This is a genomic window from Arthrobacter sp. TJ-266, assembly GCF_058269115.1.
Genome location: NZ_JBZCNC010000003.1, coordinates 23210 through 45089, shown reverse-complemented (window position 1 = coordinate 45089; position 21880 = coordinate 23210). Strand labels below are relative to the sequence as shown.

Annotated in this window: 15 protein-coding genes, 1 tRNA gene and 1 other RNA gene; 8 read left to right on the top strand and 9 right to left on the bottom strand. The window is 69.8% G+C overall.

All coding sequences use genetic code 11. The features are described 5' to 3' along the window. Positions 1-179: 179 nt before the first annotated feature. Both AC4D12_RS08830 and AC4D12_RS08825 read right to left on the bottom strand, forming a co-directional pair. On the bottom strand, positions 180-839 hold the full coding sequence (locus tag AC4D12_RS08830) for an SSI family serine proteinase inhibitor (RefSeq protein ID WP_490949557.1): 660 nt from the start codon (positions 837-839) through the stop codon (positions 180-182). Positions 840-1004: 165 nt separating this feature from the next. Then, positions 1005-1886, bottom strand: coding sequence for a 3-methyladenine DNA glycosylase (locus tag AC4D12_RS08825; RefSeq protein ID WP_490949556.1), 882 nt, complete (start codon positions 1884-1886; stop codon positions 1005-1007). Positions 1887-2147: 261 nt separating this feature from the next. On the opposite strand from AC4D12_RS08825, the gene AC4D12_RS08820 reads away from it, so the two are divergent. Continuing rightward, positions 2148-5279 (top strand): S8 family peptidase, encoded by a 3132-nt coding sequence (locus AC4D12_RS08820; RefSeq protein ID WP_490949555.1) that lies wholly within the window; start codon positions 2148-2150, stop codon positions 5277-5279. Between the two features lie 303 nt (positions 5280-5582). On the opposite strand, the gene AC4D12_RS08815 is transcribed toward AC4D12_RS08820, so the two are convergent. Beyond that, positions 5583-6872, bottom strand: coding sequence for an aspartate kinase (locus AC4D12_RS08815; RefSeq protein WP_490949554.1), 1290 nt, complete (start codon positions 6870-6872; stop codon positions 5583-5585). A 228-nt stretch (positions 6873-7100) separates the two neighbouring features. Between AC4D12_RS08815 and AC4D12_RS08810 the strand changes: the two genes are divergently transcribed. Next, positions 7101-8033 carry an ABC transporter ATP-binding protein gene (locus AC4D12_RS08810; RefSeq protein ID WP_490949553.1) on the top strand — a complete coding sequence of 311 codons (933 nt, stop codon included), beginning with the start codon at positions 7101-7103 and terminating at the stop codon, positions 8031-8033. Beyond that, positions 8030-9160 carry an ABC transporter permease gene (locus AC4D12_RS08805; RefSeq protein WP_490949552.1) on the top strand — a complete coding sequence of 377 codons (1131 nt, stop codon included), beginning with the start codon at positions 8030-8032 and terminating at the stop codon, positions 9158-9160. Before AC4D12_RS08810 ends, AC4D12_RS08805 begins: the two co-directional genes overlap by 4 nt. A 105-nt stretch (positions 9161-9265) precedes the next feature. On the opposite strand, the gene recR is transcribed toward AC4D12_RS08805, so the two are convergent. The 4 genes from recR to ffs form a co-directional block, all read right to left on the bottom strand. Continuing rightward, positions 9266-9862 (bottom strand): recombination mediator RecR, encoded by a 597-nt coding sequence (recR, locus tag AC4D12_RS08800; RefSeq protein ID WP_490949551.1) that lies wholly within the window; start codon positions 9860-9862, stop codon positions 9266-9268. Positions 9863-10010: 148 nt separating this feature from the next. After that, positions 10011-14216, bottom strand: coding sequence for a DNA polymerase III subunit gamma and tau (locus tag AC4D12_RS08795; protein ID WP_490949550.1), 4206 nt, complete (start codon positions 14214-14216; stop codon positions 10011-10013). Continuing rightward, positions 14213-15169 (bottom strand): tRNA glutamyl-Q(34) synthetase GluQRS, encoded by a 957-nt coding sequence (gene gluQRS, locus AC4D12_RS08790; protein WP_490949549.1) that lies wholly within the window; start codon positions 15167-15169, stop codon positions 14213-14215. The genes AC4D12_RS08795 and gluQRS overlap by 4 nt, the downstream gene beginning before the upstream one ends. Positions 15170-15194: 25 nt before the next feature. After that, an RNA gene (gene ffs, locus AC4D12_RS08785) (signal recognition particle sRNA small type) lies at positions 15195-15290 on the bottom strand. A 102-nt stretch (positions 15291-15392) separates the two neighbouring features. Between ffs and AC4D12_RS08780 the strand changes: the two genes are divergently transcribed. Beyond that, positions 15393-15477, top strand: a tRNA-Ser gene (locus AC4D12_RS08780). Between the two features lie 62 nt (positions 15478-15539). On the opposite strand, the gene AC4D12_RS08775 is transcribed toward AC4D12_RS08780, so the two are convergent. Next, positions 15540-16448 (bottom strand): oxygenase MpaB family protein, encoded by a 909-nt coding sequence (locus tag AC4D12_RS08775; RefSeq protein ID WP_490949548.1) that lies wholly within the window; start codon positions 16446-16448, stop codon positions 15540-15542. 230 nt (positions 16449-16678) lie between these two features. Here AC4D12_RS08775 and AC4D12_RS08770 point away from each other — a divergent pair, with 230 nt between their 5' ends. After that, positions 16679-17170, top strand: a complete 492-nt coding sequence (locus tag AC4D12_RS08770) for a glutathione peroxidase (protein WP_490949547.1) — start codon at positions 16679-16681, stop codon at positions 17168-17170. Here the strand turns inward: AC4D12_RS08770 and AC4D12_RS08765 are convergent. Then, positions 17167-18105: a Cof-type HAD-IIB family hydrolase gene (locus AC4D12_RS08765; RefSeq protein ID WP_490949546.1), complete on the bottom strand. Its 939-nt coding sequence runs from the start codon at positions 18103-18105 to the stop codon at positions 17167-17169. The two genes, AC4D12_RS08770 and AC4D12_RS08765, sit on opposite strands and share 4 nt — an antisense overlap. A gap of 141 nt (positions 18106-18246) precedes the next feature. Between AC4D12_RS08765 and AC4D12_RS08760 the strand changes: the two genes are divergently transcribed. Genes AC4D12_RS08760 through AC4D12_RS08750 form a run of 3 tightly spaced genes read left to right on the top strand, consistent with a single transcriptional unit; the run spans position 18247 to position 21814 of the window. Then, positions 18247-19302, top strand: coding sequence for a LacI family DNA-binding transcriptional regulator (locus tag AC4D12_RS08760; protein WP_490949545.1), 1056 nt, complete (start codon positions 18247-18249; stop codon positions 19300-19302). After that, complete coding sequence (locus AC4D12_RS08755) at positions 19299-20828, top strand: sugar ABC transporter ATP-binding protein (protein WP_490949544.1); 1530 nt, start codon at positions 19299-19301, stop codon at positions 20826-20828. Before AC4D12_RS08760 ends, AC4D12_RS08755 begins: the two co-directional genes overlap by 4 nt. Then, entirely contained in the window at positions 20825-21814 is a 990-nt protein-coding gene (locus tag AC4D12_RS08750) for an ABC transporter permease (RefSeq protein ID WP_490949543.1), read from the top strand. The genes AC4D12_RS08755 and AC4D12_RS08750 overlap by 4 nt, the downstream gene beginning before the upstream one ends. Positions 21815-21880 lie beyond the last annotated feature (66 nt).

The following is a 21880-nucleotide window of genomic DNA, read 5'->3' as shown; positions in this document are numbered from 1 at the left end:
GCAACTCCTGTGAATGAGCGGTGGGTGTGCGGTCGCTCGGGAGTGCCGTCTCACGCCGTGTCTGGTCCAGCTGATGACGTCGGCGCTCCGCGAGCTTGCCCAACAAGTCTACCGGGCGCCGATGCCGGGCCGGGTCGCCCAGGCCTGCGCTGCCGCGTGCTCCTCCGTGCTTCTCCGCGCTACTGCGCCCCGGGTGTTCCGAGGATGTCCGAGACGGAGTTCCAGCGTGCGATCTGGCACCCGTCGGTCAGGGAGAAGGAGGCGGCGATGCGCGTGCCGTTGAGATCGCCGGTGATGCTCGCCGTCTGCGGGCCGCCGTACTGCTGCGTGCAGATGACGTCCTTGTTCGGCCGGGGGGTGAAGAACGGCGCGCCGAGTCGCGCCAGGGTCGCACAAGCGGCGTCTGCGTTCGGATGGTCCGTGGAGGAGCCGACCACCCCGTCGGAGCAGTCGATCGTGTAGACGGTCGGCTGGGCGCCGGCGTCCTGCGTGATCGAGACGGTGAGGTCGGCCTGGAGGTCGGCGGGTAGCGCGGGTGCGCCCGACGACGGAGGCTGGGGTGTCATCGAAGGGGGAGTCGACGGCGCCGCCGCCGCGGACGGCGTGGTCGCGGACGCACCGGGTGCCGGGTCGGCCGGGGGGGTCGTCGAGGATTCGGGCGTGGTCATCGTGCTCTCCTGCGATGTGGGGACGGCGGTGGGGTCAGCGGTGGGATCGGCGGCGGGGCCGCCCGGGGCGCACCCCGCGAGGGCGAGGGACAGTGCGGCGATCAGCAGTGCTGCACGTGGCACCCGCTGGCGTCGCGGTGCGGCGGTCGACGTCGGAACAATGGATCTCACGGGTCCCCCTCGGTTGGAGTCACAGCGTAGCGGCTGGTACGGACTCAACGAACGGTGGCAGGGGGACGTCCCGGAGCCGGCGCCTGTCCCTCCACCGAAGGGCCGCGGACATTGACAGCGATGACGACATTGACAGTGACGACGACTGCGCCGCCGGCCCCGACATCATGTTGCCGTGAGTACCCGCTCCAGTTCGGCGAGCAGCCGCACCCGCAGGGCCTGGGATTCCACCGCGAACGCCCGCTGGTGCCTGACGTACTCCGCCTTGCCGTCGGGCGTCTCGATGCGGATGGGCGCATAGCCCCAGGCGCTGAGGTCGTAGGGCGAGGCCTGCATGTCCATCACGCGGATGCGCCAGGAGAGCTCGAAGCAATCCATCACCAGTTCGCTCGGCAGCAGCGGCGTGAGTTTGTACGCCCACTTGTACAGGTCCATGTTGGCGTGCAGGCAACCCGGCTGTTCGAGGTCGCGCTGGTTCGCGCGGGTGGGCTCGAGTTCGTTGAGCGGCGCGGCCTCCGGCGTGTAGAAGCGGAAGGCGTCGAAATGGGTGCAGCGGATGCGCGCGGACTCGACCACCTGGTCCGTGCCGTCCGCCCCGAGGCGCAGGGCGAGGTACTCGTGGCGCACGCCGTTCGTGGCCGAGCGGTAGGCCATGGCCCATTCGTGCAGGCCGAAGCAGCCGAACTGTGCGGGGCGCGCGGCGGTGCGCGTGAGGATGAGGCGGGCGAAGTCCACGGCCTCGCGCCGCGCCTCCAGGAAGCGGCTCAGGTCCACCGCGACGCCGTCGTCGTGCTCCCGGTAGTACTTCCACCCCGCGCGTCCGACGGCGGCGGGCCCGGTCAGGAGGGTGCCGGCGCCCGGGTGCCAGCGCAGCAGCTGCCCGGGTTTCTGGCTGTAGTACGTGAACAGGAAGTCCTCCACCGGGTGCTTCTCACCCCTGGAGCGACGCCCGAGGTACGGGTCCGCCACGCGCGCCACACGCGCCTGGTGGTGGCGCTCCCGCTCGAGCCACACGGCCTCCGGAAGGCGCGTCAGGAGATCGGACATCGCCCTCCTATCACCTTGCAACGGATTCGTAAACACCCTATGTAAATTCCGGATGACACAGCCCGATCCGTCTGGCCGCTGTGTGTTGCCTCGGGTAAGTTTAGCCTCGCCGCGGCGTCTGTGAGCGTCATCACACAGGTCAAGGGTCCTATCCAGGAGACCGCGGCACAGGGGGACTGGTCTCAGGCCGGCCCGCACTTTCACGAGAGGCACTACCTTCCTATGACACAACGGAGAAAAGTCGGGCAGGGGCGCAGCACCATGCGCGCCGCCACGGCTATCGTTCTGGGTCTGCCGCTACTGGTCACATCCACGGTCACGGCGCCTGCAGTCTTCGCAGCGCCGGTGCCGGTCACCGCGGTCACGCCCCAGAAGGCGCCCGTCAAGCAGCTCGACCCGACGCTCTACCCTGACGGCAAGTACATCGTGGTACTCGCCGACAAGCCGCTCGCCACGTACGAAGGTGGAGTCGAGGGCATCGCCCCGACCAAGCCCGAGAAGGGCAAGAAGCTCGATGTCGCTGCCGAGAACGTCCAGCAGTACTCGCAGCTCCTCGAGACGAAGCAGCAGGAGGTCGCCGCGGAGGAGAGCGTCGACATCAAGCGTACGTACACCGCCGCGATCAACGGCTTCGCCGCCGACCTCAGCACCGAGCAGGCCGTGGAACTCGCCAAGAGCGACGACGTCCTCCTCGTGGCTCCCGACGTCGAGAACGCTCCCGACTACTCCACCATCGACTTCCTGGGTCTGAACGGGAACAAGGGGTCGTGGAAGACCCAGTTCGGCGGAGAGAAGAACGCAGGCGCAGGCACCGTCGTCGGAGTCATCGACACCGGCTACGCCCCGGACAATCCCTTCTTCGCAGGCAGCCCTGTGAAGCCCCTGCGCGGCAACGCACAGCCCAAGGTCGGCGAGCCGTACCTCGACGCCGACGGCAACATCGCCATGCTGAAGACCGATGGCTCCACCTTCGTGGGCGAGTGCCAGGTCGGTGAGGGCTTCGACGGCAGCCTCTGCAACTCGAAGGTGCTCTCGGCCCGCTACTTCGCCGAAGCCTTCCTCGAGACGGTGCCGGAGGCCGAGCAGGCCCCCCAGGAAGTCATCTCCCCCGTGGACATCGACAATCACGGAACGCACACCGCCAGCACCGCCGCGGGTAACGCGGGCGTGACCCAGCGCGTGGACGGCAGGGACTTCGGCGTCTCCGCCGGCGTTGCTCCCGCAGCGAAGATCTCCGTCTACAAGACCTGCTGGGAGGATGACGATCCCAACACGGGCGGCTGCTACTCCTCCGCCTCGATCGACGCCATCAACGCGGCGATCCTCGACGGCGTCGACGTCCTCAACTACTCGATCTCGGGTAGCACCACCACGACGACGGACCCCGTGGCTCTCGCCTTCCTCTCGGCGGCCTCGGCGGGCATCTTCGTCGCGGCGTCCGCCGGTAACTCCGGTCCCACGGCCAGCACCGTCAACCACGGCGCCCCCTGGTTGACCACCGTCGCTGCCAGCACCTTCAACAACGAGCTGCAGGGCACGGCCGAGTTCTCGGACGGCACCAAGTACCGTGGCGCCTCGATCATGCGTGCAGGCGTTCCGGCCAGCCCGGTCGTCCTCGCGGTCAACGTAGCCGCGGCCGGTGCTGCCAGCCCGGCTCTCTGCGGACCGAACACGCTGGACCCCGCGAAGGTCGCCGGCAAGATCGTGGTCTGTGACCGCGGCGTCGTCGACCGCACCGCCAAGAGCGCCGAGGTAGCGCGAGCAGGCGGCGTGGGCATGATCCTCGTGAACCTGGTCAACTCGTCCACGGACACCGATCAGCACGTCATCCCGACCGTGCACGTCAACGCTCCCGAGGCTCTCGAGCTGAAGGCGAAGGTGGCGGCCAACCCCGCGATCACCGTTGCACTCAAGGCCACGGACACCACGGGCAAGCCGCTCCCGCCGACCCCGCAGGTCGCCGGATTCTCCTCGCGCGGTCCGCTGCTCGCCACCGGTTCCGACCTCCTGAAGCCGGACATCACCGCTCCCGGTGTCGCCGTCCTCGCGGGCGTCTCCACCGTCGGCTCGAACGGCGCGCAGTTCGGCTTCCTCTCCGGGACGTCCATGGCCGCCCCGCACGTGGCGGGCCTCGGAGCACTGGTGCTCAGCAAGAACCCCACCTGGTCACCTGCTGCAGTGAAGTCCGCGATGATGACCACCGCGTACCCGCTGAAGAAGGGCGACGGCAGCGTCGAGACCGACGTGCTCGCAGTCGGCGCCGGCCACATCAACCCCGCGACGGTGCTCAGCCCGGGCCTGGTCTACGACCAGACCCCCGATGACTACCTGCGCTTCATCGCAGGGACCGGCTTCCCGGTCGGCATCGACGAGATCAAGCCCGTCGCGGCCAAGGACACCAACGTGCCGTCCTTCGCGCTCGGCAACCTGACCGGCAAGACGGAGGTCACCCGCACGGTGACCGCCGTGACACCGGGTCTGTACCGCGCAACGTCCAACGTGCCGGGTGTGAAGGTCACGGTCACGCCGTCGATCCTCAACTTCAGCGCTGCCGGCGAGACCCGCACGTTCAAGGTCACCTTCGAGAACCAGAGCGCCGCGTTCGGCCAGTTCGCAGCCGGTTCGCTCACCTGGTCCGGCCAGGGCAAGAAGGTCACGTCGCCGGTGGCCGTCCGTCCGCAGGCCGCGAAGGCACCTGCAGACGTCGCCTTCGCGGGCGGAGCCTCCGGCAGCGGAACGTTCGATGTCACGTCGGGTAGCAACCAGCCTGTCCAGATGACACTGGACGGACTCGCCCGAGCCGCCACCACGGAGTTCGAGCTGGTACCCGGTGATCAGACCGTCGTGAACGATGCCTCGAACGCCGTGCAGGAGGTCACTGTCCCGGCGGGGACGAAGACGGCGAAGTTCTCGGTCCTGTCGGGAGATCCGACAGCGGACTTCGACATGTTCCTGCTGACCCCCTCGGGCGCCCTCGCGGCGGTTGCGACAGCGGATGCCAGCGAGACCCTGGTCATCCAGAACCCCGCACCGGGCAACTACCGGATCATCGCGAACCTGTACGCGAGTACGGACAACGCGCCGACCACGGGAAACATCGAGGCGGTGCTCCTCAACGGCAATGAAGGCAACGCGTCGCTGACGCCGAATCCGTTCGCTCTGGCGAACGGCGCCACGGGTGCCGTGACCTTCAACTGGACCGGCCTCACCGCCGGTACCTGGGTGGGTCGCGTGACCTACGCCGGTTCCTCGGCCATCACGTACGTGAAGGTCACCGTGGACGGCGCGGGCAACGTCACGACCGAGCCCACCGTTGACCCGGCAGCAGTAGATCCGGGGGACAAGCTCGTCACGGGACCCCGCGAGGCCACCACGCCGACCGGGAACAAGTAACCCCTGAAGTGATCGCCCCTACCTCCGGGTAGGGCAGCGGGAAGGCCGGTGGATCATCGATCCACCGGCCTTCTTCGTCTGTCCGGGCTTGTCCGGGCCGGTCGGTCTTTCCCCGGTGCCCGGGGCTGCCGGACCGGATCCGTCCGGAATGCCGACGTCGGGGCGATCGGTCGGGCGCGGGAGGTCCCACCCGGTGCGTCGCCGCCCGCCACGCTCGACGGCGTCGCAATCACCCCGGATCCGGCACGCGAGCAGGCCCTGGGATCGCTCGCCGGATGACGGTAGAAGCCAGTTGGAGCGGAACTAGCGGCCCGTACCCGCGTACACCGTCGCAGCGGTGTCGCCGTCGAGCTCGAACGCCGCGTGGACGGCACGCACGGCGTCGTCGAGCAGATCCGCACCGGTGACCACGGAGATGCGGATCTCCGACGTCGAGATCATGTCGATGTTCACGCCGGCGTCGGACAGCGCGCGGAAGAAGCGGTAGGAGACGCCGGGATTGGAGCGCATGCCCGCGCCGATCAGGGAAAGCTTCCCGATCTTCTCGTTGTACTCCACGGCCTCGAAGCCCACACGCGCCTGTGCCGCACCGAGGGCCGCGAGGGCGGCGGCGCCGTCGACGATCGGCAGCGTGAAGGAGATGTCCGTGCGGCCGGAACCGTGCGTCGAGACGTTCTGCACGATCATGTCGATGTTGGTGTTGGCACCCGAGACGATCCCGAAGATCTCGGCGGCCTTGCCCGGGATGTCCGGCACGCCCACCACGGTGACCTTCGCCTCGGAGCGATCGTGCGCTACGCCGGAGATGATGGGCTGTTCCAAGGGTTCTCCCTCTTGAATGGTGATCTGGTCGTCAGGGCTCGGCAGCACCCACGTGCCCTCGTTGTGGCTGAAGGAGGAACGGACGTGGATGGGGACGCCGAAGCGCCGTGCGTACTCGACGCACCGCAGGTGCAGGATCTTCGCCCCCGACGCCGCCATCTCCAGCATCTCCTCGCTCGAGATGGTGTCGATCTTCTGCGCGGACGGCACCACGCGGGGATCCGCCGTGTACACGCCGTCCACGTCGGTGTAGATCTCGCAGACGTCGGCGTCGAGTGCCGCGGCGAGGGCGACGGCGGTGGTGTCCGATCCGCCGCGACCGAGGGTCGTGATGTCGTGGCTCTCACGGCTCATACCCTGGAAACCGGCGACGATCGCGATGTCGCCCTTCTCGATGGCCGTCCGGATGCGATGCGGCGAGACGTCGATGATCCGGGCCTTGCCGTGGATCGCGTCCGTGATCATGCCGGCCTGGCTGCCGGTGAAGGACTGCGCGGAGGCGCCGATCCCGTGGATCGCCATGGCCAGCAGGGCCATCGAGATGCGCTCGCCGGCACTGAGCAGCATGTCCATCTCACGGGCGTTGGACGACGCCGGGCCCACCTGGGCGGCGAGGTCGAGGAGTTCGTCGGTGCTGTCGCCCATGGCGGAGACCACGACCACCACCTCATGGCCCGCGGACTGCGTCTGGACCACGCGACGTGCCACGCGCTTGATGCCCTCGGCGTCGGCGACCGAGGACCCACCGAACTTCTGGACTATGAGGCTCATGCATCCACTCATGGGAGTTGGTCGACGGCGTCTGGACCGCCGTCGCGGCGATGATGGAGGGGCGGCAGCACCGGCGCCCGGTGACGCGGGCCGGGCCCGACGTCGGTGCCAGTGTAGCGGCGGGCCGATTACCCGCCCAAAGTCCGAGTCCGAATGCGTCCGGGGCTCGAGGACAGTGTTCTCGCCGCGGTCCGCGCCCGGACGGGCTGCGTAGCTTACCCTTCGTACATGACCAACGACTTTGGGGGAATCGTTGTCAGGGGGGTTGCGCGGAGCTTCGGCTCGGTGCAGGCCATCCGTGACATCGATTTCGTGGCCCCGCCCGGGGAAGTGACCGCTCTGATCGGTCCCAACGGCTCCGGCAAGACAACTCTGATGCTGATCATGGCGAGCCTGCTGGCCCCTGATCTCGGCTCTGTGCGCGTGGCGGGTTTCGACCCCGCGACCCAGACCGCGGAGGTGCGGCGGAGGGTCGGGTGGATGCCCGACACGCTCGGGGTCTGGGAATCCCTCACCGCCCTCGAAGTACTCAAGACCCTCGGTGCCCTCTACGGCATGAGTGCCGCGGACCGCGCGCAGCGGGCGGACGAGTTGCTCGCCGCGGTGAACCTCAGGGAATTCGGGCACCAACCGGCACGGGTGCTCTCGCGCGGTCAGCAGCAGCGCCTCAGCCTCGCCCGCGCCCTCATCCACGATCCGGAGGTGCTGCTCCTCGACGAGCCGGCGTCGGGCCTGGACCCCGGCTCGCGCGTGGAACTGAGGTCGCTGCTGAGGAAGCTGGCGGCCGAGGGCAAGACGATCGTCGTCTCGAGCCATGTGCTGTCCGAACTGGACGAGATCGCCGACCGCGCCGTGTTCGTGAGCCGCGGGGAATCCGTCAAGAGCCAGACGCTCGACGAGGCCGGCACGCAGATGCGGCGGTACTACGTGCAGGCGGAACCGATGGAGGCGCTCGCCGAGGCGCTGCGGAGCCATGGCGTCCGCTTCGAGGCCCGAGGAGACTCCCGGCGCGAGGAGTTCCTCGTGCAGCTCGGTAGCACCGCGGAGGCCTCCTGGCTGCTGCGCACCCTGGTGATGGGCGACGTCGTCGTCACCGCTTTCGCGCCCTCCGGCGGCGCCCTCGAGGAGACCTACATGAGTCTGGACACCGACCGACTATGACCACCAACATCGACTCCACGACGCCCGTCGAGAACCCGCCGAAACTGCCGCTCGGAGCGGCCGTGAAGACCGTCTTCGCGCTCGAGATGAAACAGCGCCTGCGCGGCAAGGGGTGGTACTGGATGCTCGGCGTCTGGTTCGCCGTGATCGCCTTCATCTTCGTCCTCGGCAGCGCCGTGGTGGGCAACCTCGACAACGAGGGCGGGATCCTGTTCGATCTGCTCGTCGGCTTCGTCCTGTTCTTCGGGCTGCTCGTCTCGCCCGGGCTGTCGGCGAATGCGATCAACGGCGACCGCGCCGGCGGCACCCTGGCGATCCTCCAGGTGACCCTCCTGACACCGGGCCAGCTGCTCGCGGGTAAGTGGCTCGCCTCGTGGGCGGCGTCGCTGGCCTTCCTCGTGCTCAGCACCCCCTTCATCTTCTGGGCCCTGTTCCTCGGCGGGGTCAACGCGCAGGAGGCCGTGGTCTCACTGCTGATGCTGGCCATCGAACTCGCGGTGGTGTGCGCTCTCGGCGTCGGCGTCTCGGCGCTCGCGAACCGGCCCCTGTTCTCGATCGTCACCACGTACATGCTCGTCGCGCTGCTCTCCATCGGCACGCTGATCATCTTCGGCCTGAGCACGCAGCTGGTGATGGAGGAGCGCACCGTCTCGACGTCCTACCAGTCCTATCCGGAGTCCTCCATCGATCCCGCCACAGGCGTCCCGGATCCGGGTGCTGAGCTGGAGTGCGTCACCCAGACCTACACGGCTCCCTTGCCGAACACGCAGTACATCACGTGGATCGTCGCGGCCAACCCGTTCGTCGTGGTCGCGGACGCCGTCCCGTACAGCCGGCCGGAGGCGACGGGCGGTGGCCCACAGGGGTCGATGATGGGTGGTACCTTCTACGCTCCCGGCGTGATGGAGGGGATCAGCCAGCAGGTGCGTGCCGCCCAGGCGGGGCCCGATCTCGAGACCACCTGCGAGGAGTCGAATGCGGGCCCGCAGTTCCTGGAGCGTCAGATGCCGATCTGGCCCCTGGGGCTCGGGGTCCAGGCCGCACTGGCCGTCGTCGTCCTGCTCCTGGCCCGCCGGAAGCTCACCACGCCCGCGAAGCGGTTGGCGCAGGGCACGCGCATCGCCTGACGCAGCGGGTGTCGCCTGACGAGTGGGCGGATCGCCCCGGCTGACGGGCAGGGACACCCTGACGGACGGCGGGACGATCACCTGACGGCCCGACGGCGCGGCCGCTCAGGTCATGACGCGGCGGCCCTCGAAGGCCCGCCCGAGCGTCACCTCGTCGGCGTACTCGAGGTCCCCGCCGACCGGCAGGCCTGAGGCGAGCCGGGTCACCGGGATGCCGATGGTGCGGAGCATGCGCACGAGATAGGTGGCCGTCGCCTCACCCTCGAGGTTGGGATCCGTGGCGATGATGATCTCCTGGATCTTCTCGTCGGAGAGGCGAGCGAGCAGCTCGCGGATGCGCAGCTGGTCCGGGCCCACACCGGCGATCGGATTGATGGCGCCGCCGAGCACGTGGTACCTGCCACGGAAGGAGCGCGTGCGCTCGACGGCGATCACGTCCTTGGACTCCTCGACCACGCAGATCATGCTCGGGTCGCGGCGAGGGTCGCGGCAGATGGCGCAGAGGTCCTGTTCGGCGACGTTGCCGCAGATGGTGCAGAACTTCACCCGTTCCTTGACCGTGGTGATCGCGGTCACGAGGCGCGCCATGTCCTCGGAGTCGGCTTCGAGAATGTGGAAGGCGAGGCGCTGCGCTGACTTCGGCCCTACGCCGGGCAGGCGTCCGAGCTCGTCGATCAGCTCCTGCACTGCACCTTCGTACACGATGGATCCTCTTCTGTCGGGGGACGGCGAAACGCAGCAAGGGCGTGGTCCTGCCTGTTCCATTGTCCGCCCTGCGGCCCCGCAGACCCGTCACCGTTCGCCCTCCGCTCAGAAACGGCTCAGCGGCCGGCCCGTGGAAGTCGGAGTGTCAGGTGCCGTCGACGCTGCGCTCCTCGACGAGCCGTCCGTTGAGGATGCGTTCGATCGCGGTGCGGCCCACGAGACCCGAGTCCTCGAGGGTCTCGTCGTCGGCGCTGGGTTCGTCCTCCACGAAGCGGAGGTCGACGGCGCCGCGCGCCGTCGCGGCCTCCTCGGCGCGCTTGCGTTCGGCCTCGTCGAGCAACTGCTGGTACCGGCTCACGGGCTTACGGCGGGCACCGTCGGGCGAGGGCACCGGTTCGGCGTCAGGTCCGGGATGCGGCGGCGCCGCGTGCGAGCCGGACGCGACCGGGCGGACGGCCGCAGGCGCTGCTCCGCGCCCGGTACCCGAGGACGATGCGGCGTCGTTCGGTGCGGTGTCGCCCTGCGTCCTCGTGATGAAACCGGGGACCATGGGACCGCGTCGTGGCGTGCCTATGGCCGGCTGAGCGGTGCTCGAGGGCGTCTTGTCGACGGCGAGGTCGGGACTCCAGACCACGGACCGTGAGGGTTCCTCGGCCGGGGCCGCTGCTGTCTCGTCAGGCGATTGGCGGGCTGCAGTCGGGGACGTCCGGGCCGGGTGCGAGCCATGGCCCCTGGCGGCAGGGGCACCTGCCGCGCCGGACGACGGCGGTGAGGACGACGAGGGCGGCGGCGACGAGGGTGAGGACGACGAAGGTGGCGACGAGCGCGGTGCACGGGTGCCGGCGCCGGCGGGTGTGGGTCCCGCGCCGGGTGCTGCGGGGCGCTGGTTCGGGTCCTCGGGAACGGAACCCCACTCAGGCCCCGGATCGAAGGCCTCTTCGGGAGGTTCGACGAGGGCCCAGGAGTCGTCCGACATCGAAGGGTCCCACGCACCGACGGCTGCGGGGGAGGAATCGGCGCTCCCCGTCCGGCCCGGACGGGAGACGGTACCGGTCCGGTCGGCGCCACGCGCCTGCCGACGCGCGTCGAGGGGCGCCGCGGACTGCTGGGCGGGGCGAGGGCGATCGGCCTCTGCCCGGGAGTTGTCCGCGGGTGCTGACGACGGCGGTGTTCCGCCAGTCGACGTCGGTTCTGCCTCCGCGGGTCGCGACGAGGTGCTCCCGGTCTGCTCGGCAACGGTCGGCTGCGAGGGTCGCGACGGGGTGCGCTCGGATTGCTGGCCAACCGACGAATGCGCCGGGTGCAACGAGGTGCGCTCGGTCTGCTCGGCAACCGACGAATGCGCCGGGTGCGTCGGGGCTGACTCCGGCGACCTCTGCGTCACGTCCGGAGCGGGAGCTGGAGCCGAGGCAGGAGCAGGTCCGGTTCCCGAGTTCACGGGCGACGCGGTAAGGGGTCCGATTTCCGCCGACGGAGAAGGCGCTGACGGACGAGCAGCAGCCGAGTCGGTGGTGGATCGAGGTGCCGGTGCTGGATCGAGTGATCGCGCGGGTACTGACGAACCACGAGGAACCGCATCAGTCTCCGATGGAGACGCCGGCACCACAGTGGTCTCTCGAGCAGGCGCTGACGTCGCCGCGGACCCGGGCGCCTGCGTCGCGGTCGGCGCGGCCGCAGACGCAGACGATGTCGCAGTGGGCGGCGCATCCGCAGGGGCTTGGCCGGAAATCGGAGGGTTGGATGCGCGTCCGGTCGAGGGCGCTACAGGGCCGACGCCCGGGGTACTGCCCGGGGCCGAGTCACTGCCCGGGACTTTTGGGCCCGACTCACCCGACCCCCCGGCGTCGTGCACGGCCTCGATGGAGCAGGTGAGTCCGAGGACCTTGTGGATGGCCTGCTTGACGTTGTCCATGTGCGGGCCACGCTGGAAGCCGATGGCGTTGCCCTGGTTGGCGAAGGCGAGCACCAGTTGATTGCCCTCGAAGGAGCGCGGCTTCGCCGACACGTTGACGATCAGCCAGGTGGCACGTTTGATGTGCGCGACCTCGTCCATGATCTCGGGCCATGCGCGCCGCACCATCTCGATGGTCCCGCCCGCCGACGGCTGACCCTGAGGCTGACCCTGTGGCTGTGGCTGCGGCTGGCCCTGGGGCTGACCCTGCGGCTGACCCTGCGGCTGCGGCTGGCCCTGGGGCTGGCCCTGCGGCTGGGGTCCTCGCGCGTCCCGCTGCGAACCGGCACCGGTATGCGGGCCGGGAGAGCTCGCATCTGCACGAGGATCCCGACCAGGGGCGCCTGGCTCGTCGGGGCGCTGCGGACCGGCGGAAGGGCCCTGCTGATCGCGCTGGACACCGGGACCCTGCGAGCCCGCATCCTCTCGATCACCCCAGCCGCCGGCGCGTTGTACGCCGCCGCTCGGTGGAGCGTCCGCCTGCGAAGACGTGGGTGCAGCGACGTCTGCTGGTCGGCCCGATGCCGCGGGCTCGGAGCGCTGATCGTCGGCATTCCTGCCCGAGCCGGCCCACGGATCGCCCGGCGTCACCGGTGCCGGCGGAGCTTCCTGTGGCGACGAAGGCGACGAAGCCGACGAAGCCGACGAAGGCGACTGCGTCGACCGTGCTGATGGACCGCCCGGTGCGGGAGCGCTCGGCTCTGCGGCCTGCTGACCTGACGGCTGCTGAGGTGCTGCGCCCTGACCCTCGGGCTGCTGCGGTACCGCCTGCTGACCCGAGGGTTGCTGCGGCGCCTTGGACGTCGGGCCGGCGGTGGGCGCTTCCGGTTCGGCGAACGCCGAGGAGTTCGACACGCCCCAGCTGGCTCCCCAGTCGGAGGATCCTCCGTCGGCAGGTGTGCGGACGGCGGAAGGGACGGCGGGGGAGTGCGCGCCGGGAACGGCCGAGGGAACCGCAGGAGCGTTCGGATCTGCGGCGGGCAGGGCCCAACGCGCCGCGGCTTCCTCCGCCGTGCGGGGGACGTCGAGCCGAGGGCGTGCCGGGGCTGCCGGCGTCTCTGCCGGGACATCCTCGGCTGCCGGAACCTCGCCCGTGCCCGCACCCGTCACGTCATCCGAAGCGGAACCAGGACCAGTCGTCGGGACAGGCGAAGGTGCGCCCGGGGAAGCAGGGTGAACAGGCGCCGGGCCGGACACGGCGGCCGGTGCGGCCGGGGCCGCCGCAGCACTGCCGCCGGCGTACTCGAGCCGCCGCTCGATGCGGTCCACGCGGGCGAGCGTTCCCCGCGCCGTGGCGTCCGCGGCGGGAAGGAGAAGGCGTGCGCAGAGCAGCTCGAGGTGCAGGCGGGGTGAGGTGGCCCCGGTCATCTCGGTCAGGGCGGTGTTCGTGACGTCGGCCGCGCGGGAGAGCTCGCCGGAGCCGAGTTGCGTGGCCTGGATCCGCATGCGGTTGAGCTGGTCGTCCGGCACGCCGCGCAGGATCGATGCCGCACCCTCGGGCACCGCGTTGATGACGATGAGGTCGCGGAACCGCTCGAGCAGGTCCTCGACGAACCGTCGGGGATCGTGGCCGGTCTGGATGACGCGGTCCACCGCGTTGAACACCGTGCCGGCGTCACCGGCGGCGATCGAGTCCACGACGTCGTCGAGCAAGGTGGCGTGGGTGTAGCCGAGGAGGGATACGGCCAGCTCGTAGTCCAGGCCGTTCTCGCCGGCGCCGGCCATGAGCTGGTCCAGGACGGACAGGGAGTCACGCACGGAGCCGCCACCGGCGCGGATGACGAGCGAGAGCACGCCCGGCGCCACGGGAACGTTCTCCTGGCGGCACAGCAGCTCCAGGTACCCCATGAGCGGCTCGGGCGGCACGAGCCGGAAGGGGTAGTGGTGGGTGCGCGAGCGGATGGTGCCGATCACCTTGTCCGGCTCCGTGGTCGCGAAGATGAAGAGGATGTGCTCGGGCGGTTCCTCCACGATCTTCAGCAGGGCGTTGAAGCCCGCCGAGGTGACCATGTGCGCCTCGTCGATGATGAAGATCTTGAAGCGGTCGCGGACGGGGGCGAAGGTGGCGCGCTCGCGGAGGTCGCGGGCGTCGTCCACGCCTCCGTGGCTCGCGGCGTCGATCTCGATGACGTCGAGGCTGCCCGAGCCGTTCCGCGCGAGTTCCACGCAGCTGTCACACACGCCGCACGGTGTGGAGGTGGGACCCTGCGCGCAGTTGAGGCAGCGGGCGAGGATGCGCGCCGACGTCGTCTTGCCGCAGCCGCGCGGGCCGGAGAAGAGGTAGGCGTGGTTGATGCGGTCCTTGTCGATGGCCGCCATCAACGGATCCGTGACGTGCTCCTGGCCGATGACGTCCGCGAAGGTCTCGGGGCGGTAGCGGCGGTAGAGGGCGGTAGTCACGGATGAACCTTATCGGTTGGTGCTGACGGTTCGCATACCCGTGCAGCGGGGGTGGAGGAGAGGTGCAGGGGGTCGACGACCCAGGGTGTCCGGGGCAGCGTCGTCGGCTCGAACGCGGCCAGAGCAGCCTCGAGCGAGCGCGTCGGGAGGTGCAGCGAGTCCAGGATGACGGCGAGCACGTCGGCCGGGGTGCGCCCGAGCAGCGTGAGGTCCTCGAGCGTCACGGCGCCGTCGCGCTTCGCCAGCCGGCGTCCGTCAGCCGTCAGTGCGAGCGGCACGTGCGCATAGGTGGGAACCGGCAGGTTCAGCAGCGACGCCACATAGGCCTGGCGCGGTGTGGAGGACAGCAGATCCTCGCCGCGCACCACCTGGTCGATGCCCTGCGCGGCGTCGTCGACCACCACGGCGAGGTTGTAGGCGTAGGCGCCGTCGTTCCGTCGTAGCACGACGTCGTCGACCGCCCCGGAGACGCGGCCTGCGTAGAGGTCCTGCAAAGTCCATTCCGTCACGGCGGACCGCAGCCGGAGTGCGGGTGGACGTACCGACCGGCGTCGTGCGCGCTCCTCGGGGGACAACCCGCGGCAGGTGGCGGGGTAGAAGCCGGGAGGGGCGTGGGCGGCACTCGCGGCCTCCGCGACGTCGCGCCGGGTGCAGAAGCACTCGTAGACGAGGCCGCGGTCCGCCAGCCTGTCCACGGCCTCCGCGTACAGCGCTGTCCGGTCACTCTGCCGGACCGGCTCGGCATCGGGTACGAGGCCCAGCTCGGCGAGCTCCGCGAGCTGTTCCGCCTCGGCGCCCGCCCGCCCGCGGTCGAGGTCCTCGATGCGGACAAGGAAGCGACGCCCGGAGGACCGAGCGAACAGCCAGGCGACGACGGCGGTGCGGAGGTTGCCCACATGCAGACGGCCCGAGGGGCTCGGGGCGAAGCGACCGGCTCCTGCGCCAGTACCCATGGGAACCTCCTGCCGTGCACTTAAACGTGAAGACCCCCCATGCACCTGCCAGAGCCCGCTTACCCTTGCTACCTTCCGGTCCTGGGGGAGTTCACAGGATGACACCACATGAGGGGCCGGGAAAGAGTCTACACAGCGGCCTGCGGCGCCATCGAATCGGCGAGCGGGCCCGCGATTCGGCGGCAACCGCATGTGTGGGTATTCTGGAACCTGCTCCGAACGAGGAGGATTCGCCTAGCGGCCTATGGCGCACGCCTGGAACGCGTGTTGGGTTCACGCCCTCGGGGGTTCAAATCCCCCATCCTCCGCTCGAGTGATGGACCAGAAGGGCCCCGGTGACCACCGGGGCCCTTCTGCATGACGCGCGGATCTACGCCTGGGACGTGCCGGACACGCGGGCGATGCGCGCCTTCGCCGCCTTCTCGGCCTCACCCTCGGGGCCGAGGCCGAGCCGGATCACGCCGAGAACGAGGCGCACGAGGGTCCGGATGGGCAGCGGGACGGGTCCCAGCGACGGCACCTTCAGCCCCAGCAGCTCGCGGTGCCGCGGCTGGAGCGTGGCCACGGCGCCCGCGAAGAGGATCTGGTACCCGAGCCGCTGCGAGCGGGGGAGCGGAGGACGCCGGATGTAGTTGAGCGCCTCCTGCACCTGCTCGCTGTTCCTCAGCTCGCCGTCGAAGGCGGCCAGTTGCGCACGGAGCTCGGCCTCGGAGCGGGGCGGGTCCTCGAGTCCCATCAGTTCACCGGCCGTGGCCCACTCGGCCACGTACTGGTCCATGCCACCGGGCACGGGACCGCCGTAGGCGCGGTGCGCGGCGACGAAGGCATCCGTGAAGGCGAGGTGGACCCAGCGGATCAGGTCGGGATCGCTGGCTGCGTAGGGCTTCTCGAGACCCCGGCTGTCGATGTAGGTGCCGTGTACGCGCGTGTGCAGCCGTTGAACGAACGCGGAGCCCTGCTGCGCCGCCTCGCGGGAGCCGTAGGTGACCGTGTAGATCCAGCGGATGGTGTTGGCCAACCGGCCGAGCGGCTCCTCGCGGAAGCTCGAGTGGCCGTGCACGCCCGCCATGGCGCCCGGGTGCAGTGCCTGCAGCAGCAGGGCCCGGATCCCGGCCACGGTCGGAGTGATGGAACTGTGGACGGTCCAGACGGCCGAGCCGACAGGGAAGTACCCGGGGTCGTCGCCCTTCGCGAACTCGTACTGCCACTGCGGGATCAGGGGGTCGCCGTCGGTGAAGGTGGAGCGGAGCTGAATCTTCCACGCATCGATGATTCCCATGGAGCAGTCCATCCTGTTGGTGACGTGCGCGCCCCGGCCGTCGGCCGAGAGGCATCCGCGTGCGGCGGCCCGAACGGCCGTTACTTCCTCCAACGTCGCCCCGCGCGCTTTTGCTCCGGACGCCTCCCATCCGCCGGAAGCCGCGGACGCCTCCCATCCGCCGGAAGCCGCGGAACGAAGCAGGAGCGCGTGGTCCACCCGCGTCACCCGTCACCCACCAGGGAGCAGTCATGTCCGCGTCCAGCCTGTACGAGATCGACCTCACCATGAACGACGGCGGCCACCGCTCCTTCGGGGAGTTCCACGGCAAGGCGGTCCTCGTGGTGAACGTGGCCTCCAAGTGCGGCTTCACCCCGCAGTACGCGGGGCTCGAGAAGCTGTACGCCACCTACGCGGAGCAGGGCCTGGTGGTCCTCGGCATGCCGTGCAACCAATTCATGGGCCAGGAACCACTGAACGACGGCGAGATCGCCGAGTTCTGCTCCACGACCTTCGGCGTGACGTTCCCGCTCATGGTCAAGGGCGATGTGCGGGGCAAGGACCAGCACCCCCTCTACGCGCAGCTCACGAAGTTCAAGAACGGCGTACTGCCCGGGCTGGTGAAGTGGAACTTCGAGAAGTTCCTCGTCAACCGCGAGGGGCAGATCGTGGCGCGCTTCGCGCCGACGGTGGAGCCGGACGCCCCCGAGGTCATCGCCGCGATCGAGGCCGCGCTCGCCTAGCCGTTCTGCCCGGGGCCGCCCTGGCCCAGCGATGCGACGCAGCGCGCGAGGAATGCCGCGCCCGCCTCCTCGTGGATGAGTGAACCCTCGGTGAGGACCTCGTACGGGGTGACGGGCACGCCGTCGGCCGGGCGGACGTCCACGTGCGCCACGTCGAAACCCTGCTCGTGCAGGTAGTCGGCCATGGCGTAGTCGGTGCGTGAATCGCCCACCGTGCGCCAGGTCCGCGGAAGCTCCATCAGGGGTGCCACGAGGGTCAGCCCACGCTCGGCGCCGAGGTCCTTGCCCACGCGGACGGATTCGATGTCGGTGGAGATGATGGTCGGGTCCACGCGGAAGTCGATGCTGCCGCTGCTGTCCGGCTCCTCGCGGTCCAGCCGCCGGGCGCCCATGTCGTGGCTGTGCAGGATGTCGAGGGCGTCGTCGTCGAACGCGGCCTGTCCCACGAGGTAGTCCACGTTCGTCGCCTCGAGGGACTGCTCCACGGACACCATCGAGAGCTTCGTCTCGTCGAAGAACATGAGGTGCGCGTACTTCTCCTCCACGAGGTCCCGGACGTCGTCCACGAAGCTCGTGGGCAGGGCGAGGTCGCTGTCCACGAACACCTGCCCGGCGCCGTCGGCCGTGAACGAGAACCAGGTGGCGCCCTTCTCGCACACCGCGTGGAACGTGATCCCCGCGGGGATGCCGGCGGCCAGCATGGGCTGCATGACCTGCTCACGGATGAACGCATCCGACCGGCCGGTGTTGAAGACGATCGGCCACCCGGCTGCGGCGAGAGTCATCAGGTCTGCGAGGATCCCGGCGGGCACCGTGCGGGTCACAGGGCTCGCGACGGGACCGTCGACGTCGAGCAGGAGACCCGTCACGGGCCGCTGATCGTGGTCCAGGGGCAGGGCGGCGTCGGGCAGGTCGATCGGTGCGTCCGTGGGCATTCCCCCATTATGTCCGGCCGCCGCGGGAGGCCCGTGCCTGGAGGCGGTTGACGCCCGGAGTGATCTCGCTCATACTCATGGAAACGTTTCCATGGGAACGATTACACGCAGAGGAACAGGCAAGGGAGCACGGTGCGATCAGTGACGATCCGGGATGTCGCCGAACAGGCGGGCGTCTCCACCGCGACGGCGTCGCGCGTGCTGTCCGGGCACCCGAGCACCTCCTCCGCCGCGCGCACCGCCGTGGAGCGGGCGGCGTCGAACCTCGGGTTCCGCCCCAACGCCCAGGCCCGCTCGCTCCGGATGACCACCACGCAGACCCTCGGGCTCCTGCTCCCGGACATCCGCAACCCGTTCTTCGCGGACCTCGCCCACTCCGTGGAGCAGCGCGCACGCGACTTCGGCTACCTCACCCTCTTCGGCAACGCGAACGAGAGCGCGGAGCAGCAGGAACGCTACCTGGACGTGATGCTCTCGCAGCGCGTCGACGGACTCATCGCCGCCCCGCAGGGTGACCGGGACACGCTCGCCGACCTCCTCGGGAGCGGCCTGCCCACGGTGTTCGTGGACCGCGTCATCGAGGGGGTGGACGTGCCGAGCATCAGCCCCGACAACGTCTCAGGCATCCGCGAGGCCGTGGACCACCTGACGGGTCTCGGCCACCGTCGCATCGGCTACATCGCCGGACCGCAGTCCACCTCCACCGGGCGTGAACGGCTGCAGGCGTACCAGGAGGCCATCCGCGAGGTGCAGGCGGACGACGACGGCGACCTCGTCTACATCGGCGACTTCCAGGCGGCCAGCGGTGCGGCCGGGGCGCATGCGCTGCTGGACCTGCCCGATTCTCCCACCGCGTTCCTCGCGGCCGACAGCCTCATGTCCATCGGCGCGATCGGCGTGTGCAACGAACGGGGGCTCGCCATCGGCTCGGACCTCGCGTTCGTGGGCTACGACGACATCGAGGCCTTCACGCTCCTGAACCCCGCCCTCACGGTGATCGCGCACGACGCCGATGCCATGGGGCGGGGCGCCGTCGAGATGCTCGCGCAGGTCATCGCGGGCGAGCAGGCCGAGTCGCGGGTGCTGCCCAGCCGCCTGATCGTCCGCGGGTCCACGCCTGCGCGTCCTGCTGCAGGTCCCACTACATGTCCCACTACACGTCCCACTGCGTCGTCACCGAAGGGACCAGCCGCATGAGCGCCCCCATCCTCTCCCTCGAGAACGTCACGAAGTCCTTCGGCCCGGTGACGGTGATCGACGGCGTCTCGGTGGACGTGCACCCCGGCAGGGTCCAGGTGCTCCTCGGCGAGAACGGGGCCGGGAAGTCCACGCTCATCAAGATGATGGCGGGCGTCCACCAGCCCGACGGCGGGCGGATCCTCGTCGACGGCCATGAGGTCACGCTGCCGGACACGAAGGCGGCCGAGGCACACGGCATCGCGACCATCCACCAGGAACTGAACCTCGTGGGCTCCATGAGCATCGCCGAGAACATCTCGCTGGGCAGGATGCCGAAGAGGTTCGGTCTCGTGGACCGCCGGAAGATGAAGGAGGACGCCCGGGCGGCGCTGGCGCTGATCGGGCTCGACCTCGATGTCGACCAGCACGTCGGCGAGCTCGGCATAGCCCGTCAGCAGCTCGTGGAGATCGCGAAGGCGCTCAGCCTGAACGCCCGCATGCTGATCCTCGACGAACCCACCGCAGCTCTCACCAAGCGCGAGATCGCGGCCCTTTTCCGCGTCGTCGCGGACCTGCGGGCACGGGACGTCGGCATGGTCTTCATCTCCCACCACCTCGACGAGATCGCCGCGATCGGTGATTCCGTGTCCGTGCTCAGGGACGGCCGCTTCGTCTCGGAGGTGCCCGCGTCCACGCCCGAGGACGAGCTGGTGCGGCTCATGGTGGGCCGCGACATCGCCCAGCAGTTCCCGCGACGCCGCGAGTACCGCGGGGCCGCGGACACCCTGCTCTCGGTACGCGGGCTCTCCACGAAGGGCATGGTCAACGACGTCTCCTTCGACGTGCACGCCGGGGAGGTGGTGGCGCTGGCCGGTCTGGTCGGCGCGGGCCGCACGGAGGTGGTGCGGGCCATCGCCGGCGTGGACCCCTACCTCACCGGCGAGGTCAGCGTGCGCGGCACGGCACTGCCCAGGCTCGACGTCGGTGCTGCCATCCGCGCCGGCGTGGGCCACGTGCCGGAGGACCGCAAGGTGCAGGGCCTCGTGCTCGGCGCGAGCGTCAACGACAACATCGGCTACGCCACCCTCGCGTCCACGGCGAAAGCCGGGGTGGTGGACTTCGCGGGGCAGCGTGCACGTGCGCAGGGCGTGGCGGACACGCTGCGCATCCGCATGCGGGACCTCGACCAGACCGTCGGCAGCCTCTCCGGCGGCAACCAGCAGAAGGCGGTCTTCGCCCGATGGATCCTCGCGGAGTCCTCCGTGCTCCTGCTGGACGAACCCACCCGCGGCGTCGACGTGGGCGCCAAGGTGGAGATCTACGAGCTCATCAACGCGATCACCGCGGCCGGAGGCGCCGTGGTCATGGTGTCCAGCGAACTTCCCGAGGTACTCGGGATGGCCGATCGCATCCTCGTGATGAGCGGCGGGCGCATCTCCGGCGAACTCGACGCCACCACCGCCACCCAGGACGCCGTCATGTCCCTCGCCGTCCGTGACGTGCAGAGGGACCTCGAAGACCAGCAGATGAAGGACGAAGCATGAGCACGTCGACAACGCCCACCACAGCTGCGCGGAAGCCCGCCGCGGGCAGCGCCCGCGCGAAGAAGTTCCTCGCCGAGAACGGGGCGCTGGTGGGCCTCGTGGTCCTCGGGCTCGCGCTGTTCATCGCCACCCCGGACTTCCTCACGGGACCCAACCTGCTGAACATCGGCATCCAGGCCTCCGTGATCGCGGTGCTCGCCTTCGGCCTGACCTTCGTGATCGTAGCCGGCGGGATCGATCTCTCGGTCGGCTCGGTGGCAGCACTGAGCGCCATGGGATCCGCCTACATGTTCAGCACCGCCGCACTGCCCGGGTGGCTCGCCCTGCTGGGCGGGCTGCTCTTCGGCACGCTGGCCGGAGCTGTGAGCGGGTTCGCCGTCGCCTTCGGACGCCTGCCCTCCTTCATCGCCACGCTGGCGATGCTGAGCGTGGCCCGCGGGCTCACCCTCGTGCTCTCCGACGGTCGGCCCATCGCCACCGCCCCCGCCGTCTCCTTCCTCGGCGGCAACGTGGGCCCGGTGCCCATGCCGATCGTGGTGCTCGTGATCGCGGGGATCGTGGCCGCACTGATCCTCAACTACACCGTCATGGGCCGGTACATGTACGCCGTGGGCGGCAACACCGAGGCCGCACGCCTCTCTGGCATCCCCGTCCGGCGCGTCCTGGTCACCGTCTTCGCGCTGTCCGGCCTGTTCGCGGCGCTCGCCGGCCTGCTGCTCTCCGGCCGGCTCGACTCCGCCCAGCCACAGGCCGCCGCGGGCTACGAGCTCGACGCGATCGCCGCCGTCGTCATCGGTGGTGCCTCGCTCGCCGGGGGCGTGGGACGCATCAGCGGAACGCTCATCGGTGCGCTGGTCCTCGTGGTCATCCGCAACGGCCTGAACCTCCTCAACGTCTCCTCCTTCTGGCAGCAGGTGGTGATCGGCGTGGTCATCGCGCTCGCCGTCGGCATCGACTCCCTCCGCCGGAAGACCGGCAACCACTGAGACAGCTCCACCCGCACCACCCGTTCCACCCGCTCCACACGAACCTTCCCCACCCACACAAGGATC